This window comes from Polynucleobacter sp. 35-46-11, assembly GCF_002281105.1.
Map to the genome: position 1 here is coordinate 1 of NZ_NCFJ01000023.1, position 21,149 is coordinate 21,149.

Consider the following 21,149-nt stretch of genomic DNA (forward strand, 5'->3'; position numbering starts at 1 on the left):
ATTCAGCCCCAAAGGTTTCTTTCCAGAAGAAGATATTGGTCAAATCATAGCTACAACAGAAGCATCCGAAGATACCTCCTTTAAAGCGATGCTAGAACTTCAAGATCGTGCTGCAGAGATTGTTAATAATGATCCCAACGTTGCTAACTCAATCTCTATCTTAGGTGGCGGTCTAAGCGCAGGCAGAAATACGGGTCGCTTCTTCATCATTCTCAAATCTAAGGGCGACCGCGAAAAAATGGCTAAGGTCATTGAAGGCTTGCGAATCAAGTTTAAAGAGATCCCAGGGCTACAGGTATACATGCGCCCCGTTCAAAATTTACAACTGGGCGGACGCAGTAGTAAGAGTCGCTACCAATTTACTTTACAGAGCGTTGGCTTTGAGGGCGTTAATGACTGGGCTGACAAGCTTACGCAAAAAATGCGTGCTGACCCCATCTTCCGAGATGTCACCAGCGACTCTCAACTTAAGGGCCTTAACGTCAAAATTGAGATCAATCGTGAGCAGGCTGCGAGTGCTGGCGTCACTATTGCTGATATCCGTAATGCGCTCTACAACTCCTTTGGTGAGCGCCAGGTGTCCACCATTTATACGCCAGTGAACACCTATTATGTGATCTTAGAAACCGCTGAGAACGATCGTCAATTTGAAACTGATCTCAATAAGGTTTATGTCAGGGGTCGTGCAACCGATAAGTTAATTCCCCTCTCTAGCCTGGCTACTTTTGTTCGCAGCATTGGTCCGACAGCGGTAAATCATCAAGGCCAAATTCCGGCAGTGACAATTTCATTCAACTTAGCTCCAGATATCTTTTTGGGTGACGCTACCAAAGCAATTGATGGCTTTGTAAAAGCAGTAGGATTGCCGCCCTCTATTATTACCAGCTATGGTGGTGATGCAGCGGTATTTAAAGATAATCAGTCCGGTCAAATCATATTGATATTGGCAGCTTTAGGTGTTATATACATTTTGCTGGGCGTGCTTTATGAGAGTTATATTCACCCACTAACAATTTTGGCCGGCCTGCCTTCTGCTGCGATTGGCGCAATCCTATCCCTTCGTATCTTTGGCTTTGAGCTAACGATCGTTGCATCAATTGGTATCTTGCTACTGATTGGTATTGTGAAAAAGAATGCCATCTTAATGATTGACTTTGCATTGGATGCGCAGCGCAATCAAGGCATGTCGCCAGAAAAAGCGATTCGTGAAGCATGCATCTTGCGTTTTAGGCCAATCATGATGACGACTATTGCAGCCCTAATGGGTGCACTTCCAATTGCACTGGGCTTAGGTGCGGGAGCGGAATTGCGTCAACCTCTGGGTATCAGCGTAGCCGGAGGACTAATTTTCTCCCAATTTGTAACCCTCATCATTACCCCTGTGATCTACCTGTATTTGGATAAATATGCGGGTAATGGGCCTATGGACATCCCCCAATCTGTGTTGGAAAGCACCTAATGCGTCAAGTTATTCTCGATACCGAAACCACTGGTCTTAATCCCGCGACAGGTGATCGCATTATTGAAATCGGTTGCGTTGAAATGGTGGGTCGCCGTTTAACTGATCGCACTTTCCATTACTACATTAATCCTGAGCGCGATATTGATGCTGGCGCGTTTGCAGTGCATGGACTCTCTCGTGAGTTCTTATCCGATAAGCCAGTATTTGCCAATATTGTTGAAGAGCTAATTGAGTTTGTTGATGGTGCTGAGGTGGTTATTCATAACGCGGCGTTTGACTTGGGATTCCTGGATAACGAATTTGCTTTATTGAAGCGCCCTGCTTTCAGAGGCCTTACCTCCAAAATCACCGACACCCTTCTAGATGCGCGGCAGATGTTTCCAGGCAAGCGCAATTCGCTTGATGCACTCTGTGAGCGCTTCGCCATTAGTAATCAACATAGGACCCTGCACGGCGCCTTGTTGGATGCCCAGCTATTAGCCGAAGTCTATGTGGCCATGACGCGTGGCCAAGAAGATCTCTCAATTGATCTGATTGATTACACCGTCGACACTGATGCATCCGGCCAAATGAAAGCCTTGCCAAGCAATCTTAAACTCATGAGCGCGAGCGAAGAGGATTGCCAGCTACATGAAAAGATCTTAGGTGAAATTGCAAAGGCAAGCAAAAAGGACTCCGTATGGAGTCCTTCTGCCGCAACAAACTAACCACATAACTAAATATAAATTTAGATTTCAGCTGCGATCGCTTTACCCAAATCATCTGTACGAGCCTTGCCGCCCAAGTCAGGCGTGAGCGGAGAGCCTTCTTTTGCTAGGACTCGCTCAATCGCATTAAATATCGCTTTGCCTGCCTCCGGATAACCCAAGTGATCCAACATCATTGATCCAGACCAGATCTGCCCAATGGGATTAGCAATCATCTTTCCGTAGATGTCAGGGGCTGAGCCGTGAACAGGCTCAAACAGAGAGGGAAATTTTCCTTCTGGATTAATGCTTCCGGATGGTGCTACTGCAATGGTTCCAGTACAGGCTGGACCTAAATCCGACAAGATATCGCCAAATAGATTGCTAGCCACTACAACATCAAATCTGTCGGGGTTCATGACAAAATGCGCAGCCAAGATATCGATATGATATTTATCCATCCTGACATCACCAAATTGCTTCGTCATTTCTTCCACCCGCTCATCCCAATAAGGCATGGTGATTGCAATGCCATTGGACTTAGTGGCAGAGGTTAAATGTTTTTTGGGACGACTTTGGGCAAGATCAAAAGCATATTGAAGAATGCGGTCAACACCTTGTCTGGTAAAAATGGATTCCTGAATAACAAACTCTCGATCGGTATCGGGGAACATTTTTCCACCGACACTGGAATACTCGCCCTCAGTATTTTCACGTACGACGTAAAAATCAATGTCACCAGGTTTTCGGTTGGCTAATGGGCATGGCACACCAGGGAGGAGTCGAACTGGTCGCAAATTGACGTACTGGTCAAAGCAACGCCGAAACTGAATGAGGCTTCCCCACAAAGAAACATGATCTGGAAGAATGCTTGGCATACCAACCGCGCCAAAAAATATCGCGTCATATTGCATCAGGGTATTGAACCAATCATCGGGCATCATCTTGCCATGCTGGAGATAGTAATCGCAGCTAGCAAAATCGAAATGATCAAACTGCATACCGATACCAAACTTTTTGCTAGCAGCCTCTAGTGCGCGAACACCTTCTGGCATAACCTCTTTACCAATTCCATCGCCAGCAATAACCGCGATTTTTGGATTCTGAATTACTTTATTTTTCTGCATTTAATGTCTCATCCGATCTTCAGTGTGAATAGGTTTAGCTAATTGCCCGACGAATCTCATCCGCCTTAGGCTTAGAACCAATTACAGATTCTGTATCGTGCTCAGTTGTATTTTCAATGGTTTCAATAACCGCTTCTTGCATGCGGATGTTGTCCTTGGGACAAATAGGTGCACCATAGGTGGCCCACTTCTTCAATAGCGTCACCTCGTATCCACACTGAGCACACTTAGCTTTATTGCGACTCGCATTGCTCGGTCTTGGTGGTGGGAAAACAATTGCCTGATGTGGATATGGCCCAAGCTCTTGGCTAATCATCATCAAGCGTACCATCAACTCTTCGGTTGCATGGGCCATTCTGGCGGGACCCTCTAGTCCTACAGTTTGGGCAATGCCTTTAAAGTCCTCACCGTGACCGCTAAAACAATCATCTACCGCATGGCAAAGTTCATGGACTAAGGTATCCAATAACTGAACAGGATCATCTAGCTTGGGGGAGATAAAAATCTCATTTACCCCGCCACCAGAACGCTCACGTGGCCAGCATTGACCCAATGTTGTCCTTGGGCTACTCGAGGCTGGAAAACCACAAGACACTCTGACCGGTGGAATTGCATAACCTGCTTTTGAAAAAACAGGTTCCAAATGTCTTACGGCATCTTCAAGCCAAGATTCTCTTACGGAGTGTTGCTTCATCGATAACTCATTTATATTTTAAGTTTGGTAGTTTTAGCTAAGGGGGACGGCTCTATTATCGCTGCCCCACTTTGACGTCACCAAATATGGCCTGAGCCTCACGTGGCAAACAGCGCCAGTAACGCTCGTTTGAAGGCACGGTACCACCTAAGGTTGCAGCAGCCTCCCAAGCCCATCTTGGCTTGTATAAAAATGCACGGGCTAAGGCAATCAAATCCGCATCTCCTTTTTGTAGAATGTCCTCTGCTTGCTGGGGTTCTGTAATCAAGCCGACTGTCATCGTAGGCAAACTAGATTGGTCTTTTACGATTTTGGCAAATGGCACTTGATAGTTGGGTCCAATTGCAATCTTTTGCAGCGGCGAAATACCACCAGATGAAATATGCACAAAATCACATCCCAATGGTTTTAAGCGGGATGCAAAATCAGCAGTCTCCTGCGGAGTCCAGCCACCCTCGATCCAATCGCTAGCCGAAATCCGAATGCCCAAAACACCTTGATATACCTCACGTACAGCTGCAAATAACTCCAAAAGGAAGCGGATGCGGTTTTCGTAAGAGCCGCCATATTCATCGGAACGTTGATTGGCAATCGGCGATAGAAATTGATGCAGCAGGTAACCATGTGCCCCGTGCAACTCAATGCCATCCACCCCTACTCGCTCAGCACGCTGCGCTGCAACAACAAATGCATTAATGAGCTCCACCAACTCGACCTTAGAGAGTTCATGTGGCAAACGCTCGTCCTTCAACTGTGGGATGGCAGAGGGAGCAAGGGTATCCCAGCCACCCTGCTCTTTGGACAGTAATTGACCGCCCTCCCAGGGTGTGGCGCTGGAGGCCTTTCTACCAGCATGTGCCAATTGAATAAAAACAGGCGTTTCTGGTGCCAGCTTGCGGGCTCTAGTGAGCTTATCTTTAAGAGCAGCCTCAGTCCGCTCATCCCACAAGCCAAGGCAGGCTGGTGTAATGCGACCTTCTGGAGTTACGCCAGTAGCCTCAATAATGAATAGTCCTGCCCCACTATTAAGGAGATTGCCCCAATGCATCAGATGCCAATCCTGCGCCTCTCCATTTACAGCTGAATACTGGCACATAGGCGCCACGACAATACGGTTTTGAAGGGTCAACGGCCCTCTGGGAGAGTTCAATGCAAAACTGGAAAATAAGAGGCTCATTTCAATACCTTTGAATTTGGCGGTGCGTAATGGAGATGAAAGCGATAAAATAGAACGGTAGGATAAACGAGACCATAAACTTGTGCGATCCCTCGCAATACAAGTTTATTGAACCTAAAACTAGCAAGAAATTATTAAGCAAAATACTATGAGCGCACCACAAGCCTTTGAATCAAAAGAAGATATCGGCCACTTTGTTGGCGGCAAAGTCGTCAACCCAAAAGACGGTCGTTTTGCCGATGTATTTAATCCATCTACTGGAGCAGTTGCAAGACGGGTTGCACTAGCCAGCCGTAAAGAGATTGATGATGCCGTTGCTGTGGCACAAACCGCTTTTCAGACTTGGAGTCTGACCCCTCCACTGCGCCGCGCACGGATCATGTTCAAGTATCTTGAATTGCTCAATGCCAATCGCGATGAATTGGCAGCGATCATTACCGCCGAACACGGCAAGGTATTTACGGATGCCCAAGGTGAAGTTAGCCGTGGCATCGATATCGTGGAATTTGCCACTGGTATCCCAGAATTACTCAAAGGTGATTACACCGAGCAGGTGTCTACTGATATTGATAACTGGGTGATGCGCCAGCCGTTGGGTGTGGTTGCAGGTGTCACTCCATTTAACTTCCCAGTCATGGTGCCAATGTGGATGTTCCCAGTAGCTATTGCCTGTGGCAACAGCTTCATTCTGAAGCCAAGCCCAACCGATCCATCAGCCTCTTTATTTATGGCCAAGCTTTTAAAAGAAGCTGGTTTACCTGATGGTGTATTCAACGTGGTTCAGGGCGATAAAGAAGCTGTGGATGCCTTGATTGAGAATCCGGATGTCAAAGCAGTAAGCTTTGTTGGCTCGACCCCAATTGCCAACTATATCTATGAGCGCTGCGCGCACTTTGGTAAGCGCTCCCAAGCCTTAGGTGGGGCCAAGAACCACATGGTAGTTATGCCTGATGCAGATATCGATAAGACGATTGATGCTTTGATTGGTGCAGCCTATGGTTCAGCTGGAGAGCGGTGCATGGCAATTTCAGTGGCCGTTCTGGTTGGTGATGTTGCAGAAAAAATCATGCCAAAACTGATTGAGCGCACCAAGACGCTCAAAGTCAAAAACGGTATGGAGCTTGATGCAGAAATGGGCCCAATCGTTACTAAAGCTGCCTTAGAGCGCATTACAGGCTACATTGAGAGCGGCGTTGCTTCTGGCGCCAAATTATTGGTGGATGGTCGCGGCCTAAAAGTGCCGGGTCATGAGAATGGCTTCTTTATCGGTGGCACTCTTTTCGATAACGTTACCCCAGACATGAAGATCTACTTGGAAGAAATTTTCGGACCAGTCTTATCTTGCTTACGCGTAGCAAACTTCACTGAGGCATTGAATTTGGTGAACTCCTGTGAGTTTGGAAACGGTGTAGCGTGCTTTACGAGCGATGGCAATATTGCACGTGAATTTGCACGCCGCGTTCAGGTGGGCATGGTCGGCATTAACGTGCCTATTCCGGTGCCAATGGCTTGGCATGGTTTTGGCGGCTGGAAGAAGTCCCTCTTTGGCGATATGCATGCCTACGGTAAAGAAGGTGTTCGCTTCTACACTAAGCAAAAGAGTGTGATGCAGCGCTGGCCCGAGAGCATTGCCAAGGGCGCAGAGTTTGTGATGCCAACTTCAAAGTAATCTGATTTAGCAGCAGGTATCTAAAAAATAGCGGCCTTTGGGTCGCTATTTTTTTATCATCCACTCTAGTTTGAGTCGGGATATCACGCGGGAATAAAGTAACGCCTCTCAATTGCACGCGCAAACAGCACGACGATAGATACCAAAGCTAGATAGACCAAGGCTGCTAAAAAATAGGCTTTAAAGAATTGGAAGTTGGTTGCAGCCAATTCTTGTACGCGGGCAAAGAATTCGGTGTACTGAATTAAGAATGCCACCGAACTATCTTTCAGGTTTGCAATCACTTGATTGGTAAGCGCTGGAATAGAAAGACGGATGACCTGCGGTAAGGCAATCAAGCGAAAGATCTGTAAAGGACTAAAGCCCTGTGCACTTGCTGCCTGAAGCTGACTTTTATCCAAACCATTAAATGCAGTTTTTAAATAAGCTGCGTTGTATGCAGCCACATTGAACGTAAAACCAATGAAAGCAACTGCGAATGGGGAGAGTCTGATACCCCACTGCGGTAAGCCGTAATACATTAGAAACAATAAAACGATTAAGGGCATTCCAATAAAGAAGGATATATAAGAATTAATAGCGCTACGTACGTACTTATTTTTATTGAGCGTGAGATAAAACACTACGATGCCCAATAGCAAACCTGAAACACTAATCAAGCCCGCTAATTGCAAGGTCTTCACTAGCCCCGTCAAAATCAAAGGCATCTGCTCCGTGAGATCACGAACGAAGGATGACCACCCACCCATTAACGCTTCTCCTCCGAACCAAAGAAAGCTTTAATTTCTGGATCAGCATGTTGACTCAAAATATCAATCCGATCATCGGCACGAATGACACCGCGATCCAAGAACATCACGGTATCCGCAATATTACGAGCCAGATTGAGATCATGCGTAACGCAGATCATGGTGATGCCCTCGCTATGCAAGCGATTAATTAGATCAGCTACATCTCTAGACATGATGGGATCCAATGCTGAAGTAGGCTCATCCAGAACCAAGACCGCCGGATCCATAGCGAGCGCCCGAGCAATTGCAACCCGCTGTTTCTGCCCTCCAGAAAGCTGTGAGGGATATTTATCTTGATGTGATGTCATCTCAAAATGGGACAACTCAAGTAAGGCTTTTTCTTTAGCCTCCGCTTTACCCATCTTATGCAGCTTGCGCAGACCTAATGAGACATTATCCAAAACAGTTAAATGGCTATACAAAGCAAACTGCTGAAATACGAAACCAATTTGCTTGCGCAACTCGCGCACATCAACATCAGAACCTAATACCTCTTTACCTCTGAAAACAATAGATCCTGAGGTGGGCTCTATCAGGCGATTAAGACAGCGTAATAAGGTCGATTTACCAGAGCCAGAGGCGCCCATCAAGACGCGGACATCACCCTCATTGAGATCAAGATTGATGTTGGACAAAACTGTTTGCCCCCCGAACTCTTTAACCAAATCTCTTACCTGAATTAATGCCACAGAGTTACCTCTTCCAATATTGTCATACTTATACTCACGCTGGACTCATTCCTGGTATTTGAAAACGCTTACTCAAGAGCTGAACTCCAACCAAGCAGATTCGGTAAATCACAAAATAAAGGATGCCGACGGCTAGATAAACCTCTATGCCACGCAGCGTTGTTGAGGTTAAGGTCATGGCCTGTTTAGTAATTTCTGGAATGCCGACGGTATAGGCGAATGGTGAGTACTTCAAAACTGAGGTGAACTCATTAACCATGCCTGGAACTGAGAATCGCAACATCTGAGGTAGCTCGATAAATCTCAGCACCTGAATACGTGTCATGCCCATGGCTTGGGCAGCAATGACTTCGGACGGATCAACTGAGTTGTATGCGCCTCGAAATACCTCGGCCAAATAGGCTGAAGCGACCAAGCCCAAACTCAGGGCCATCGCCATTAATGGCGGAACCTTGAAACCAAGACCCGGTAAGCCAAAGTACACCATGAATAACAGAACTAAAACTGGCACACCCCTAAAGACGTAGGTATAGCAATCGATTAGAGCGGTAAGCCAAGGGATATCAAAGCGACGAAGACTCGCAACGGTTAACCCAACTACCAATCCAGTGAGGGAACAAACTAGCGTTACTAAAACCGTATAAGAAATGCCCTGGGCTAACTGGGCAAGAATATCCAGAAAGGTCACAGGGCAGACTTTCGACTACTGATTGAGGTGTTGTTATGGGTTACTTATTTCATCCACTTATCAAGAATAGACTTGATTTTTTCAGGGCCGAGTTCATTGAGATATTTATCAAAGTCGTCACGCAACTTAGAGCCTTTAGCAAAAGCAAAGCCAAGCTTATCGAAGCCTTTAAATACATAACTGCTCTGAATTGGTAGCTTTAATTTATTCTCATAATTCAGAAATACGGGCTCTTCAATAAAGGCCAAATCTAGATTACCATTTTGCAGATCGGTAATTACTTCAGCGTATGAAGGATACAGTTTGACCTTGCTTAAGGAGTAGTAGCCCTTTGGCTCTAACTCATTCTTAATAAGATCATCGTAAGCCATGCCCCGCGGATAGCCAATGGAGTATTTCTTAAGCTGATTCAAATCCGTGATCTGAATATTTTTATTCTTCATGCTCACGAGATGCCAAGCATTGTCATAGTAAGGCTGAGAAAAATCCATCGCCTCTTTACGCTTATCGGTAATAGAGATACCTGAGAAAGCCACATCAGCTTGACCACTAGAAACGGCACCCAACATTCCAGCCCAGTCATACGGAGTGACTTTTAAAGTGCAACCACGGGATTGGCAGTAGCCCTGGAAAATATCCATATCCACACCAACGATCTGACCCTTGTCATCAAACAACATTGGGGGTGATGCGGGTGATACAGCAACCTTAATTTCTTTAGTGTCAGAGGAGTTGGAACAAGCCACAATAGTGAGAGCTAAAACAGCGGCAAACAGTGCCAGAAAAAAGCGCTTCATGGGTACCTCTCCTATCCTAGTAAATATTGATACCCAAGCTCTGGGTGCACACTAAGTATAGGGGAATTAGGTTGGGGCTGGCTACTGCAGGGTGTTTTTAAAGGCAGGCAACATCGGCATCGCCATCACTTCGATACCCTCTTCGCGCAAAGCCTCAGCTTCGTCTAAAGTCGTTTGACCACGAATACTCCGCTCAGGAGATTCCTTGTAGTGGATTTTTCGGGCCTCTTCGGCAAAAGAGTTTCCAACGTCCTCGGATCGCCCCATCAGCTCACGCATACCCTTTAAAAAGGCCGCCTGCACCTGAGCCTCTAGCTGGGAGTGATCGCTCCCTGTAAGAGCAACAACGTCGCCACTCAGCGCGCCACCAATGCCTGCATGATCCGTTACGGTAGGGCTAGCAACCGTGAGTTCAGTTGAACTTGGAAGCGCCTTACTAGTATTTGATTTGGCAATATGGGGAGCCGATGGCATCCGAGTAATCTCAGTACTGTCACAAATAGGGCACGCCAGCATTCCCTTGTCTTGCTGGGCAAGGCAATCCTCTTCAGAGGCAAACCATCCCTCAAAGCGATGATCTAGTGGGCAAGCGAGGTTATAAACTTTCATAAGACCTATATAGGGGCATAAATACCAAATTCAATAGCCCTATTTTAAATGGATTACGAAATCAGCTGGGGATAGGCGTAGGGCTGACTAATCCACGTCGATAACGATCCAGCCAATAGGTCGCAATCGTCGTCTTCACATCAGTAATCTCACCCTGCTCTACCCAATCCAATAATTGCTCTAGAGGGGCAGCAAATACATCCAAAAATTCTTCATCATCTAGGTGGCTTTTGCCGGAGACTAAACCTTCGGCGAGATAGATATCAATAAATTCGGTCGAGTAAGAGATCACAGGATGGATGCGCCGAATAAAGCTCCACTTACTTGCAGAATAGCCCGTCTCCTCCTCAAGCTCTCGCTGGGCACAGAGTAATCGATCTTCACCGATTTCTAGCTTACCCGCAGGAATCTCAATGCAGGCTTTTGCGACTGGGTAACGATATTGGCGCTCCATCAGCACCCTGCCATCATCCAAGATAGCCAAAATAGCAACTGCTCCAGGGTGTGTCAAATACTCGCGTACGGCTTGCTTGCCATCCGGCAAACTAACTTGATCACGTTTCATATTCAGAAAGATACCGCCGTAGATATCCTCACCAGACAAACGCTCTTCTCTCAAATGGGTATCGCCAAATGGCAAGTCGTTAAAAGATTTTTCAGTCATAGCTCGTATTTCATGTAATGAATAGTCATCATACAAAACCCAGATGACAGAAAAGAGAAAGGCCCCTATTCGGAGCCTTCATCGCAAGCCACTTGAAGCTTTGGGCTATGAACCCAATAAGGTACGGCGCATCGCATCCAAACAAACAGCCATCAACCCAGCTGGGAAAATCCCGAGAGCTAAAACAAAGATCGCATTCAAACTCAATAATCCACGAGCAAAGCCAGATCCAGAAATCTCAGCAGCATGCTCTTCTTTTGGCTCATCAAAGTACATTACCTTAACTACTCTGAGGTAGTAGAAAGCACCGATCAAGGATGCGATCACAGCAATGATAGCCAAGAATGTGTGCTCTCCGTCAACCAAGGCCTCAAGCACACCCAGCTTCGCAGCAAAGCCAACGGTTGGCGGAATACCAGCCAAAGAGAACATCATCACGAGACCAATGAATGCAAACCAGGGATGACGTTTGTTTAAGCCCTTGAGGTCATCAATGGTTTCGCAATCATGACCTTTACGGGACAGCATCATTAAGAGACCAAAGCTTCCCAAGGTGGTTAACACATAAGTAACCGCATAGAACATAGAGGCACTAAACGCATGATCATCAAATACTGACAGCATACCCAGCAGCACAAAGCCCATCTGCGCAATCGCTGAGTAAGCCAACATGCGCTTCATATTCGTTTGCGCGATCGCAGTGACGTTACCCACTACCAATGACAAGACGGCCAACAATACCAACATCGGCTGCCAGTCACCTAAAAGCGGCAACAAAGTATTTACGAGTAAACGGAATAGCAAAGCAAAGGCTGCGATCTTTGGAGCCGCAGCAATCATCAATGTCACTGCTGTTGGTGCACCTTGATAAACGTCAGGCACCCACATATGGAATGGCACAACGCCTAACTTGAAAGCTAGACCAGAAACAATAAATACTAAACCAAAGGCCATTACCAAGTGATTCACACGGGGATCAGCAACTGTTCTAAAAATCTCGATTAAGTCCAGTGAGCCAGTTACACCGTACAACATAGACATACCGTAAAGCAAAAAACCGGAAGCTAATGCACCGAGAATGAAGTACTTAATACCAGCTTCAACACTCTTCTCATTGTTGTGACGCATTGCTACCAAAGCGTAGGTAGGCAAAGCCATCAACTCAAGACCTAAATACAAAGTCAATAGGTTGGCACCGGAGATCAACACGCACTGCCCCAACAAAGCCAATAAAACCAAAACAATAAAGTCTGGGCGGAACATCGCACGATCAGTTAGATACTGTTTTGAGTAAACCAAGCTCACCAACACTGCACCACAAGAGCAGGCTTTTAGCAGGTTTGAAATTGGGTCAGACTGAAACAAGCCATTCATGGCGACTAAAGATATATCACCGATGCGACCCACAAATGCAAAGATCAAATACACCAGCAAAATGATGGTGAAAAAATAAACAAAACCAACACCACGTGGCGTATGGAAAATATCCTGCTCAATACCAGGTTTTGCTGGCTGACGCTCCGGCACATAAACACTAGCCACCAGCAAGAGGCAGGCAGCTACAAGTAAAACGAGTTCCGGCAGGACGGCGTATAGGTCAAATACTTGCATTAGCTTTTACTCAGAGTTTGCTAACAGCAACATGCTGCAGCAGATTAATCACAGACGGATGAATGATGTCGGTAAACGGTTTTGGATAAACACCCATACCAATCACGCAAATGGATAGCACTGCCATCATGAAATATTCACGCGCATTGAGATCTTTTAATTCCTCAACATGGTGATTGGTGATTGCACCAAAGAACACGCGCTTCACCATCCATAAGGAATAAGCGGCACCTAGAATCAAAGCAGTCGCCGCCAAGATACCAATCACAAAGTCATAATCCACAGCGGCCAGAATGACCATGAACTCACCTACGAAACCGGAGGTGGCAGGTAGACCACAGTTCGCCATTGCCATCAAGACAGCAAAAGCTGTAAAGGCGGGCATACGGTGCACAACGCCGCCGTAATCAGCAATTTGACGGGTATGCATGCGGTCATACAACACGCCAATAGAAAGGAACATTGCGCCTGCCACAAAGCCGTGAGAAATCATCTGCACAATACCGCCCTCAATACCGAGCGGGCTAAAGAGGAAGAAACCTAGGGTCACAAAACCCATATGCGCTACTGATGAGTAGGCTACCAACTTCTTCATGTCTTTCTGAACTAGAGCTACTGCTCCTACATAGATCACCGCTACTAAAGACAAGAAGATCACAAATGGGCCGAGGTACTGACTTGCATCTGGAGCGATTGGTAATGAGAAGCGCAAGAAACCATAAGCACCCAACTTCAACATGATTGCAGCCAACACGACTGAACCACCTGTTGGCGCCTCAACGTGAACATCTGGCAGCCAAGTATGTAAAGGCCACATTGGCACCTTCACAGCAAACGCCATAAAGAAAGCTAAGAACAAGAGGATTTGTTCAACAATGTCTAGACGCGCATTATGCCAAGTCAAGATATCAAAGGTATTGGTCACGTTGTACAAATACAGCATGGCAATCAGAGTGAGCAATGAACCAAGCAAGGTGTACAAGAAGAACTTAAATGCTGCATAGATGCGGTTATGACCACCCCAGACACCGATGATGATGTACATCGGAATCAAAGTTGCCTCGAAGAATACGTAGAAAAGCAAAGCATCTAAAGCAGCAAATACGCCAATCATTAATCCAGAAAGGATTAAGAAAGAAGCCATGTACTGGGAAACTTTCTTATCAATTACTTCCCATGCAGCAATCACTACAAAAATATTGATGAATGCAGTTAAAACAATGAACCACACTGAGATACCGTCAATACCAAGGTGATAGTTAATGTCGTAACGAGGAATCCAGCTCATCTTTTCAACAAACTGCATGCCAGGATTGGCGAGGTCAAAATGAATGATTAAAGGCAGCGTTGCAATGAAGCCAAGGACGGCACCAAAAAGAGCTAACCAGCGAACGCCAGCAGTTGGCCTCTCTGAACCGTAGAACAAAATAATGATGCCGAAGAAAATCGGGATCCAGATGGCGTAAGAAAGAATCATGATGGCTACTTAAGTAACAAAGGCCTAGCGAACAAAAGGCAGGTAAGCGTATAAAACCCAAGCTAGCAATACCGCCAAACCCGCAATCATTGCGAAGGCATAGTGATAGAGATAACCGGATTGCAAATGGCGAATCACAGCAGAAAAGCGCCCTACCGCATGAGCACTACCGTTAACCAAGAAGCCATCGATAGCCTGTTGATCACCGCGATGCCACAAGACGCCGCCGATCCATAACAAACCCCTAGCAAATACTGCTTGGTTTAGATCGTCGAGATAGTATTTGTTATCCATTAGCTTCTTGATAGGGGCAAATGCTTGAGCCACAACACCAGGCGACTTTGGAGCCCAGAGGTAGCCAATTGCTGCAGTCAACACACCTAGAACAACTAAAAGCAATACCGGTGATGTCAATGAATGCATTGCCATAGCAATCGGACCATGGAACTCTTCAGCAAGCTCTTTCATGGCTGGGTGCTTACCAATATCGACAAAAATAGAGTCCCCGAAGTAGGTACCAAACAACAACGGCGTAATGGTGTAATAACCAATGATGACCGAAGGAATGGCCAGCAGGATCAAAGGCAAGGTCACGACAAATGGTGACTCATGTGGCTTTTGGCCAGGAGCCAAACCATGATGAGCATGATCATCGCCCTGCTCCGCATGATCGTGATGGTGATCATGTGCATGAGCATCCTCGTGCCCCCAACGGGCTTTACCGTGGAACACATAGAAGTACAAGCGGAAGGAATACAGGGCCGTTACAAAGACGCTAGCCATCACAGCGAAGTAAGCAAAACCAGACCCTGGAATATGGCTAGCAGCTACCGCTTCGATGATGGAGTCTTTTGAATAGAAACCTGAGAAGAATGGAGTACCGATCAATGCTAAGTTACCCAACAACATCATGAGGCAAGTGATTGGCATGTACTTCCAGAGACCGCCCATCTTGCGCATGTCTTGCTCATGATGCATACCCAAAATCACACTTCCCGCAGCAAGGAATAAGAGCGCCTTGAAGAATGCGTGTGTCATCAAATGGAAGATGGCAACTGGATAAGCAGAAACGCCCAAAGCCACAGTCATATAACCCAACTGAGACAGTGTTGAGTAGGCAACCACCCGTTTAATGTCAGTCTGGACGATCCCCAAGAATCCCATAAAGAGCGCAGTGATCGAGCCAATCACCAGAATGAAGCTCAATGCCGCATCCGACAACTCAAACAGTGGGGACATACGTGACACCATGAAGATACCGGCAGTCACCATCGTTGCAGCATGAATCAATGCAGAAATTGGAGTTGGGCCTTCCATCGAATCAGGCAGCCAAACATGCAATGGAAACTGAGCTGACTTGCCCATCGCGCCAATAAAGAGACAGATACACGCTACGGTGACTAAATTCCAACTAGTACCAGGCAAGGTTTGCGCTGCCAGTGCCGTGTTCTGAGAAAAGATCACGTCGTAGTTCATGGAACCAGTACTAGCCAATAGCAAGCCAATACCGAGAATGAAACCAAAGTCACCAACACGGTTAACTAGGAAAGCCTTCATGTTTGCAAAAACTGCAGATTGGCGCTCATAGTAAAAGCCAATCAGTAAATAAGAAACTACACCTACCGCCTCCCAACCAAAGAAGAGTTGCAAGAGGTTATTACTCATCACCAACATCAACATCGCGAATGTAAAGAGTGAGATGTATGAGAAGAAGCGGTTGTAACCCTCTTCACCCTGCATGTAGCCAATGGTGTAAATATGGACCATTAAAGAAACAAAGGTCACTACACACATCATCGTGGCTGTCAGTGGGTCGATTAAGAAGCCAATATCCAGATTGAGCTCACCCAATTGCATCCAGCGATACACGGTGCCATTGAAATAGAAACCATCCATCACCTGCACAAGAACAAAGCAAGATAATACGAAGGCAATCATCACACCCAAAATAGTGACGAACTGGCAAGCGCCCTGCCCGATGCGGTTAAAGCCTAATTTAGTGCCAAAGAATCCCGCAATAGCAGAGCCAAATAATGGCGCCAGCGGAATTGCGCAGAGAACGGGAAGAGTTAAGGTCAATTGCATGACTAGCCTTTTAGGTGGTCAAGGTCTTCAGCATTAATGGTGTCCACCTTACGGAAGAGAACAACCAAAATTGCCAAACCGATTGCTGCCTCAGCAGCAGCCACAGTCAAAATAAAGAATACGAATACTTGACCAGCCATATCCCCCAAATAATGAGAGAAGGCTACAAAGTTCATGTTCACCGCAAGCAGCATCAATTCAATGGCCATTAAGAGCACGATGATGTTCTTACGGTTTAAGAAGATGCCGATTACGCTGGTCGCAAACAAGATTGCGCCAAGCACTAAGTAGTGAGCCAGGGTAATAGTCATTTCTTCTCCCCGCGTATATCTTGCTTTGCAGCCATATCTGAACCCATCTTGATGATGCGCATACGATCGGCAGAATTCACATTCACTTGCTCATGAATATTCTGCGACTTGGAATCTTTACGATTGCGCAAAGTCAATGCAACAGCAGCAATAATGGCCACCAATAGAATGACGCCGGCAACTTCGAAAGCGTAAACATAATCAACGAAGATCAACATGCCCAGAGCATGCGTATTGCTAGTACCCATTTCCTCAAGCATCGGCTGTACTGGCACACTAGTGCCGATAAAGCTACGAATCAAGACAATAGATAACTCCAACACGATGACTGCACCCATCAAGAAAGCTACTGGCAAGAATTTCTTGAAATCACGACGTAAATGCTCAAGATCAAGATCGAGCATCATAACTACAAACAAGAAGAGCACCATCACAGCGCCAACGTATACGAGAATTAGGGCAAGACTTAAGAACTCAGCCTTCAGAAGCATCCATAGACCGGAGGCGCAGAAAAAAGCTAAGACCAAGAACAGTGCGGCATGCACCGGATTGCGTGCAGTAATCACGCGCAATGCTGAAAGCACTAAAAGGCCAGCAAAGGCGTAAAAGAAAACTGCAAATAATGTGGAGGTATCGAATGTCATATGTCGTTGTGCTCTATTCGATTAACGATAAGGCGCATCAGCTGCGCGGTTAGCGGCGATATCTTTTTCATACTTATCGCCTACTGCCAAAAGCATCTCTTTAGTGAAATACAAATCACCGCGCTTATCACCGAAATACTCAAAAATATTGGTCTCAACAATAGCGTCAACCGGGCAAGCCTCTTCACAGAAGCCGCAGAAAATGCACTTAGTTAAGTCAATGTCGTAACGGCTGGTGCGACGGGTACCGTCATCGCGCTCAGCAGTTTCAATCGTGATTGCATACGCGGGACAAACTGCCTCACATAGCTTGCAACCAATGCAACGCTCTTCCCCATTTTCATAACGACGCAAAGCATGTAAACCGCGGAAGCGAACAGACTGTGGAGTCTTCTCTTCAGGGTATTGAACAGTAATTTTTGGCTTAAAAAGATAGCGTCCGGTAATCGACATACCGACCAAAATGTCTTTGAGCATCAAGCTATCGAGGAATTGGGAAATTTTCTTAAACATGATTGATCAACTTATTTCCAAATATTCAATGGGGATACAACCCATGCGCCAACGACAACTACCCAGAATACGGAGATTGGAATAAAGATCTTCCAACCCAAACGCATGATTTGATCGTAGCGATAGCGAGGTAAAGTCGCGCGCAACCAGATAACGCAAGACAAGAGGAAGAAGGTTTTTGCAAACAACCAGAAGAAGCCAGGAATATCACGGAGAATTGGTAGGTCAACGATAGGCAACCAACCACCCAAGAACATCGTGGACGCTAAGGCAGCGATCAAGATCATGTTGGCGTATTCAGCCAAGAAGAACATCGCAAAGGCCATGCCAGAGTACTCAACCATGTGACCGGCAACGATCTCAGACTCACCCTCAACCACGTCAAATGGATGACGGTTAGTTTCAGCAACGCCAGAGATGAAGTAAATCACAAACATCGGTAGCAACGGTAACCAATTCCAAGAAAGGAAGTTCAAGCCCATGCTGGCAAAGTAGCCCTGCTCTTGCGAAGCCACAATCGTGCTCAAGTTCAATGAGCCAGAAGTCAACAGCACAGTAACCAATGCAAAGCCCATAGCGATCTCATAAGAAATCATTTGAGCTGAAGCACGCATAGCGCCAAGGAATGGGTACTTAGAATTAGAAGACCAACCTGCCAAGATCACCCCATAAACACCAATGGATGAGATTGCCATTACGTATAGCAATCCAGCATTGACATCAGCCAGAACCATCTTGGCCTGGAATGGAATCACTGCCCAAGCAGCAAAAGCCGGCATGATCACCATGACTGGTGCAATGAAATACAGTACTTTGCTAGCTTGTGTTGGAGAAATAATCTCCTTCATTAATAACTTCAAGGCATCAGCGATTGGCTGCAATAAACCTAAAGGCCCAACACGGTTTGGTCCGAGGCGAATATGCATCCAGCCAATCAACTTACGCTCCCACAGAGTCATGTAAGCAACGGCGCCAAACATCGGCAATACGATAATCACGATACGCACCAAAGCCCAAACAAGCGGCCAGAGTGAGCCAAAGATGGCCTCACCTTGGGTGGTAATGAGGTTCAAGAAATTATCCATCTCGTCCCTTATGCCTTGCTAACAGTTACAGGGCCAAACATCGATCCCAATTTAGCGCTAGCCATAGTGCCTGCAGAAATTCTGACGGCATCCTTAGCCAAGTTCGCTTCCAATGTGACAGGCAAATCTACGGAATGACTACCTTGAGTCACTCGCACAGCATCACCCTCTTTTAAGCCCAGCTCATTAAAAAGTACTTGACCCAGGCCAACTTGATTGCCACGCTTAGCGTCACGCGTTAACTGCAATGCTGATGAGCGACGTACGATTTGATCGCCGGCGTAAATACCAACGTCAGATATGCGTTCTAAACCTGCCGATGAGCCTGCATTGCCATTAGCTAAATTAGTTAAGCCAGCAGCCGTAGATTGATTTGACAACTTAGCGCAATAGTTTTCACCAAGCGCTTCACCCAATACCTCTTCAGGCATGTTGTAGAGGAAGCCATCTAAGCCCAACAATCCACCAAGAACACGGAGAACCTTCCATGCTGGACGTGAATCACCTAAAGGTTTTACAGCTGGCTGAATCGTTTGCGCACGGCCTTCTGAATTTACGAAAGTAGACACTGTCTCTGTGAATGTAGAGATCGGCAGAATCACATCGGCTACCTCGAGAAGATCAGCGCTCTTGTAAGCACTTAATACAATCACTGTATTGGCCTTTGCCAATGCAGCACGTGCTTGAGTAGGGTTAGGCAAGTCAGCATCTGGCTCGATATTCATCAAGATCACAGCGCGGTGATCACCAGACAACACTGATTCAACACCAGCACCGTTGGCATTGACCAGGCTAGCACCAACAGCATTACCGCCAACTGGCAAGAACCCTAGAGTTGCTCCAGCTTGCTCAGCAATAAATTGCGCCAAGATATGTAAATCAGATGCTTGTGGATGTGCAATTGCAGCTGAACCCAGCAATACTGAAGAACATGCGCCAGAAAGCAAGCTATCTGCAATCTTTTGCGCAGTAGCAGAGACTGTCAAATTAGGCGTACCAGCTGGAGCAGTAGCAGATTTTGCTTTAGCCACTGCCAATGCAACTTCACTTAATGTATTAAGCCATGCGCTCGGAGTTGCAGCAATACCGGTATTAGGAATTAACCAATCATCGCCACCAGCATCAATACGCAAAACTTGTAAACCACGTTTTGCGCCAGCACGTAAACGAGTGGCAATCAATGGCTGCTCTTTACGCAAGAAGCTACCAATTACCAAAACACGATCCAGCTCACTGACTTTGCTAATCGACATGCCCAACCATGGGGTAGAGGCAGCACCCTTTACATCAGTTTGACGTAAGCGAGTCTCAACTTGCTTAGAACCTAAACCACGAATCATCTTCTGGAGAAGGTATAGCTCTTCGGTGCTAGAGATTGGATGGGCTAGAGCAGCAACTGCTTCAGGGCCATTCTCAGAAGAAATAGTTTTGAGTGAATGAGCAACGTAATCCATTGCGGATTGCCAGTCAGTCTCCAGCCACTGACCGCCCTGCTTCACCATTGGGGTCGTTACACGATCTGCGCTATTCAAACCTTCGTAGGCAAAGCGATCACGGTCGCTAATCCAGCATTCATTGATTGCATCATTTTCCAAAGCAACAACACGCATTACTTTGTTGGCTTTAGTTTGAATAGTGGTATTCGCACCGAGACTGTCATGTGGGCTGACTGAGCGCTTACGTCCCAACTCCCATGTACGTGCTGCGTAACGAAATGGCTTGCTAGTCAATGCACCAACTGGGCACAAATCAATCATATTTCCAGACAACTCTGAATCGATCGTTTGACCTGCAAAAGTAGTAATTTCGGAATGTTCGCCACGGTTGACCATACCCAATTCCATAACACCGGCCACTTCTTGACCAAAGCGAACGCAACGAGTGCAGTGAATACAACGCGTCATCTCTTGCATAGAGATAAGTGGACCGACATTCTTATGAAATACAACACGCTTATCTTCTTCATAGCGTGAGTTGGACTTACCGTAACCAACAGCTAAATCTTGTAACTGACATTCACCACCTTGATCGCAAATTGGGCAATCCAAAGGATGGTTGATCAACAGGAACTCCATCACAGAGCGCTGAGCTTCAACTGCTTTAGCGGAATGCGTAAACACCTTCATACCCTGCGTTACCGGTGTTGCACAAGCTGGCAATGGTTTTGGCGCTTTCTCCACTTCAACCAAACACATACGGCAGTTGGCAGCGATAGACAATTTCTTGTGATAACAGAAGTGAGGAATATAAGTACCGAGCTTATTCGCGGCGTGCATCACCATCGAACCTTGCGGAACTTCTACTGCCTTACCATCTAATTCGATTTCAACCATGCTCACTTTAAGATGTCCCGTGCTCAATGTCTTATAA

General features: G+C 46.3%; 20 protein-coding genes. 3 read left to right on the plus strand and 17 right to left on the minus strand.

Going from position 1 to position 21,149, the window contains the following annotated elements; translation table 11 throughout:
* Positions 1–1,459: efflux RND transporter permease subunit (locus B7Y67_RS03565; RefSeq protein ID WP_293597394.1), on the plus strand; the 1,459-nt coding region annotated here is incomplete at its 5' end.
* Positions 1,459–2,169, plus strand: a complete 711-nt coding sequence (dnaQ, locus tag B7Y67_RS03570) for a DNA polymerase III subunit epsilon (protein WP_293597395.1) — start codon at positions 1,459–1,461, stop codon at positions 2,167–2,169. The genes B7Y67_RS03565 and dnaQ, both read left to right, overlap by 1 nt.
* A 20-nt stretch (positions 2,170–2,189) precedes the next feature.
* Here dnaQ and B7Y67_RS03575 read toward each other — a convergent pair whose 3' ends face one another.
* From B7Y67_RS03575 to B7Y67_RS03585, 3 genes are read right to left on the minus strand one after another with little or no spacing between them, the layout of a single operon-like run.
* The gene (locus B7Y67_RS03575; protein ID WP_293597409.1) at positions 2,190–3,257 is read right to left on the minus strand and encodes a tartrate dehydrogenase; all 1,068 of its coding nucleotides are present in this window, start codon (positions 3,255–3,257) and stop codon (positions 2,190–2,192) included.
* Between the two features lie 52 nt (positions 3,258–3,309).
* The gene (locus B7Y67_RS03580; RefSeq protein WP_293597396.1) at positions 3,310–3,969 is read right to left on the minus strand and encodes a SprT family zinc-dependent metalloprotease; all 660 of its coding nucleotides are present in this window, start codon (positions 3,967–3,969) and stop codon (positions 3,310–3,312) included.
* A gap of 55 nt (positions 3,970–4,024) precedes the next feature.
* Positions 4,025–5,146, minus strand: coding sequence for an NADH:flavin oxidoreductase/NADH oxidase (locus tag B7Y67_RS03585; RefSeq protein ID WP_293597397.1), 1,122 nt, complete (start codon positions 5,144–5,146; stop codon positions 4,025–4,027).
* A 148-nt stretch (positions 5,147–5,294) separates the two neighbouring features.
* Between B7Y67_RS03585 and B7Y67_RS03590 the strand changes: the two genes are divergently transcribed.
* Entirely contained in the window at positions 5,295–6,815 is a 1,521-nt protein-coding gene (locus B7Y67_RS03590) for a CoA-acylating methylmalonate-semialdehyde dehydrogenase (protein WP_293597398.1), read from the plus strand.
* A gap of 83 nt (positions 6,816–6,898) precedes the next feature.
* Here B7Y67_RS03590 and B7Y67_RS03595 read toward each other — a convergent pair whose 3' ends face one another.
* From B7Y67_RS03595 to nuoG, 14 genes are all read right to left on the minus strand, one after another.
* Positions 6,899–7,564 carry an amino acid ABC transporter permease gene (locus B7Y67_RS03595; protein WP_293597399.1) on the minus strand — a complete coding sequence of 222 codons (666 nt, stop codon included), beginning with the start codon at positions 7,562–7,564 and terminating at the stop codon, positions 6,899–6,901.
* A complete protein-coding gene (locus tag B7Y67_RS03600) occupies positions 7,564–8,295 on the minus strand; it encodes an amino acid ABC transporter ATP-binding protein (protein WP_293597400.1) in 732 nt (243 codons plus the stop codon). The genes B7Y67_RS03595 and B7Y67_RS03600 overlap by 1 nt, the downstream gene beginning before the upstream one ends.
* 34 nt (positions 8,296–8,329) lie before the next feature.
* Positions 8,330–8,983: an amino acid ABC transporter permease gene (locus tag B7Y67_RS03605; protein ID WP_293597401.1), complete on the minus strand. Its 654-nt coding sequence runs from the start codon at positions 8,981–8,983 to the stop codon at positions 8,330–8,332.
* Positions 8,984–9,027: 44 nt separating this feature from the next.
* The gene (locus B7Y67_RS03610) at positions 9,028–9,780 is read right to left on the minus strand and encodes a transporter substrate-binding domain-containing protein (RefSeq protein ID WP_293597402.1); all 753 of its coding nucleotides are present in this window, start codon (positions 9,778–9,780) and stop codon (positions 9,028–9,030) included.
* 81 nt (positions 9,781–9,861) lie between these two features.
* Positions 9,862–10,389 carry a DUF1178 family protein gene (locus B7Y67_RS03615; RefSeq protein WP_293597403.1) on the minus strand — a complete coding sequence of 176 codons (528 nt, stop codon included), beginning with the start codon at positions 10,387–10,389 and terminating at the stop codon, positions 9,862–9,864.
* A 61-nt stretch (positions 10,390–10,450) separates the two neighbouring features.
* Positions 10,451–11,053 (minus strand): NUDIX domain-containing protein, encoded by a 603-nt coding sequence (locus B7Y67_RS03620; RefSeq protein ID WP_293597404.1) that lies wholly within the window; start codon positions 11,051–11,053, stop codon positions 10,451–10,453.
* 105 nt (positions 11,054–11,158) lie between these two features.
* Entirely contained in the window at positions 11,159–12,664 is a 1,506-nt protein-coding gene (gene nuoN / locus B7Y67_RS03625; RefSeq protein ID WP_293597405.1) for an NADH-quinone oxidoreductase subunit NuoN, read from the minus strand.
* 10 nt (positions 12,665–12,674) lie between these two features.
* Positions 12,675–14,141 (minus strand): NADH-quinone oxidoreductase subunit M, encoded by a 1,467-nt coding sequence (locus tag B7Y67_RS03630; protein ID WP_293597406.1) that lies wholly within the window; start codon positions 14,139–14,141, stop codon positions 12,675–12,677.
* Positions 14,142–14,165: 24 nt separating this feature from the next.
* Complete coding sequence (nuoL, locus tag B7Y67_RS03635) at positions 14,166–16,226, minus strand: NADH-quinone oxidoreductase subunit L (protein ID WP_293597407.1); 2,061 nt, start codon at positions 16,224–16,226, stop codon at positions 14,166–14,168.
* Between the two features lie 2 nt (positions 16,227–16,228).
* Entirely contained in the window at positions 16,229–16,537 is a 309-nt protein-coding gene (nuoK, locus tag B7Y67_RS03640; protein WP_215377583.1) for an NADH-quinone oxidoreductase subunit NuoK, read from the minus strand.
* Positions 16,534–17,181, minus strand: coding sequence for an NADH-quinone oxidoreductase subunit J (locus tag B7Y67_RS03645; protein WP_293597408.1), 648 nt, complete (start codon positions 17,179–17,181; stop codon positions 16,534–16,536). Before B7Y67_RS03645 ends, nuoK begins: the two co-directional genes overlap by 4 nt.
* Positions 17,182–17,202: 21 nt before the next feature.
* Entirely contained in the window at positions 17,203–17,694 is a 492-nt protein-coding gene (nuoI, locus tag B7Y67_RS03650) for an NADH-quinone oxidoreductase subunit NuoI (protein WP_015420928.1), read from the minus strand.
* 11 nt (positions 17,695–17,705) lie between these two features.
* A complete protein-coding gene (nuoH, locus tag B7Y67_RS03655; RefSeq protein WP_015420927.1) occupies positions 17,706–18,779 on the minus strand; it encodes an NADH-quinone oxidoreductase subunit NuoH in 1,074 nt (357 codons plus the stop codon).
* A gap of 8 nt (positions 18,780–18,787) precedes the next feature.
* Positions 18,788–21,112, minus strand: a complete 2,325-nt coding sequence (gene nuoG / locus B7Y67_RS03660) for an NADH-quinone oxidoreductase subunit NuoG (protein ID WP_293597410.1) — start codon at positions 21,110–21,112, stop codon at positions 18,788–18,790.
* Between the last annotated feature and the right edge of the window lie 37 nt (positions 21,113–21,149).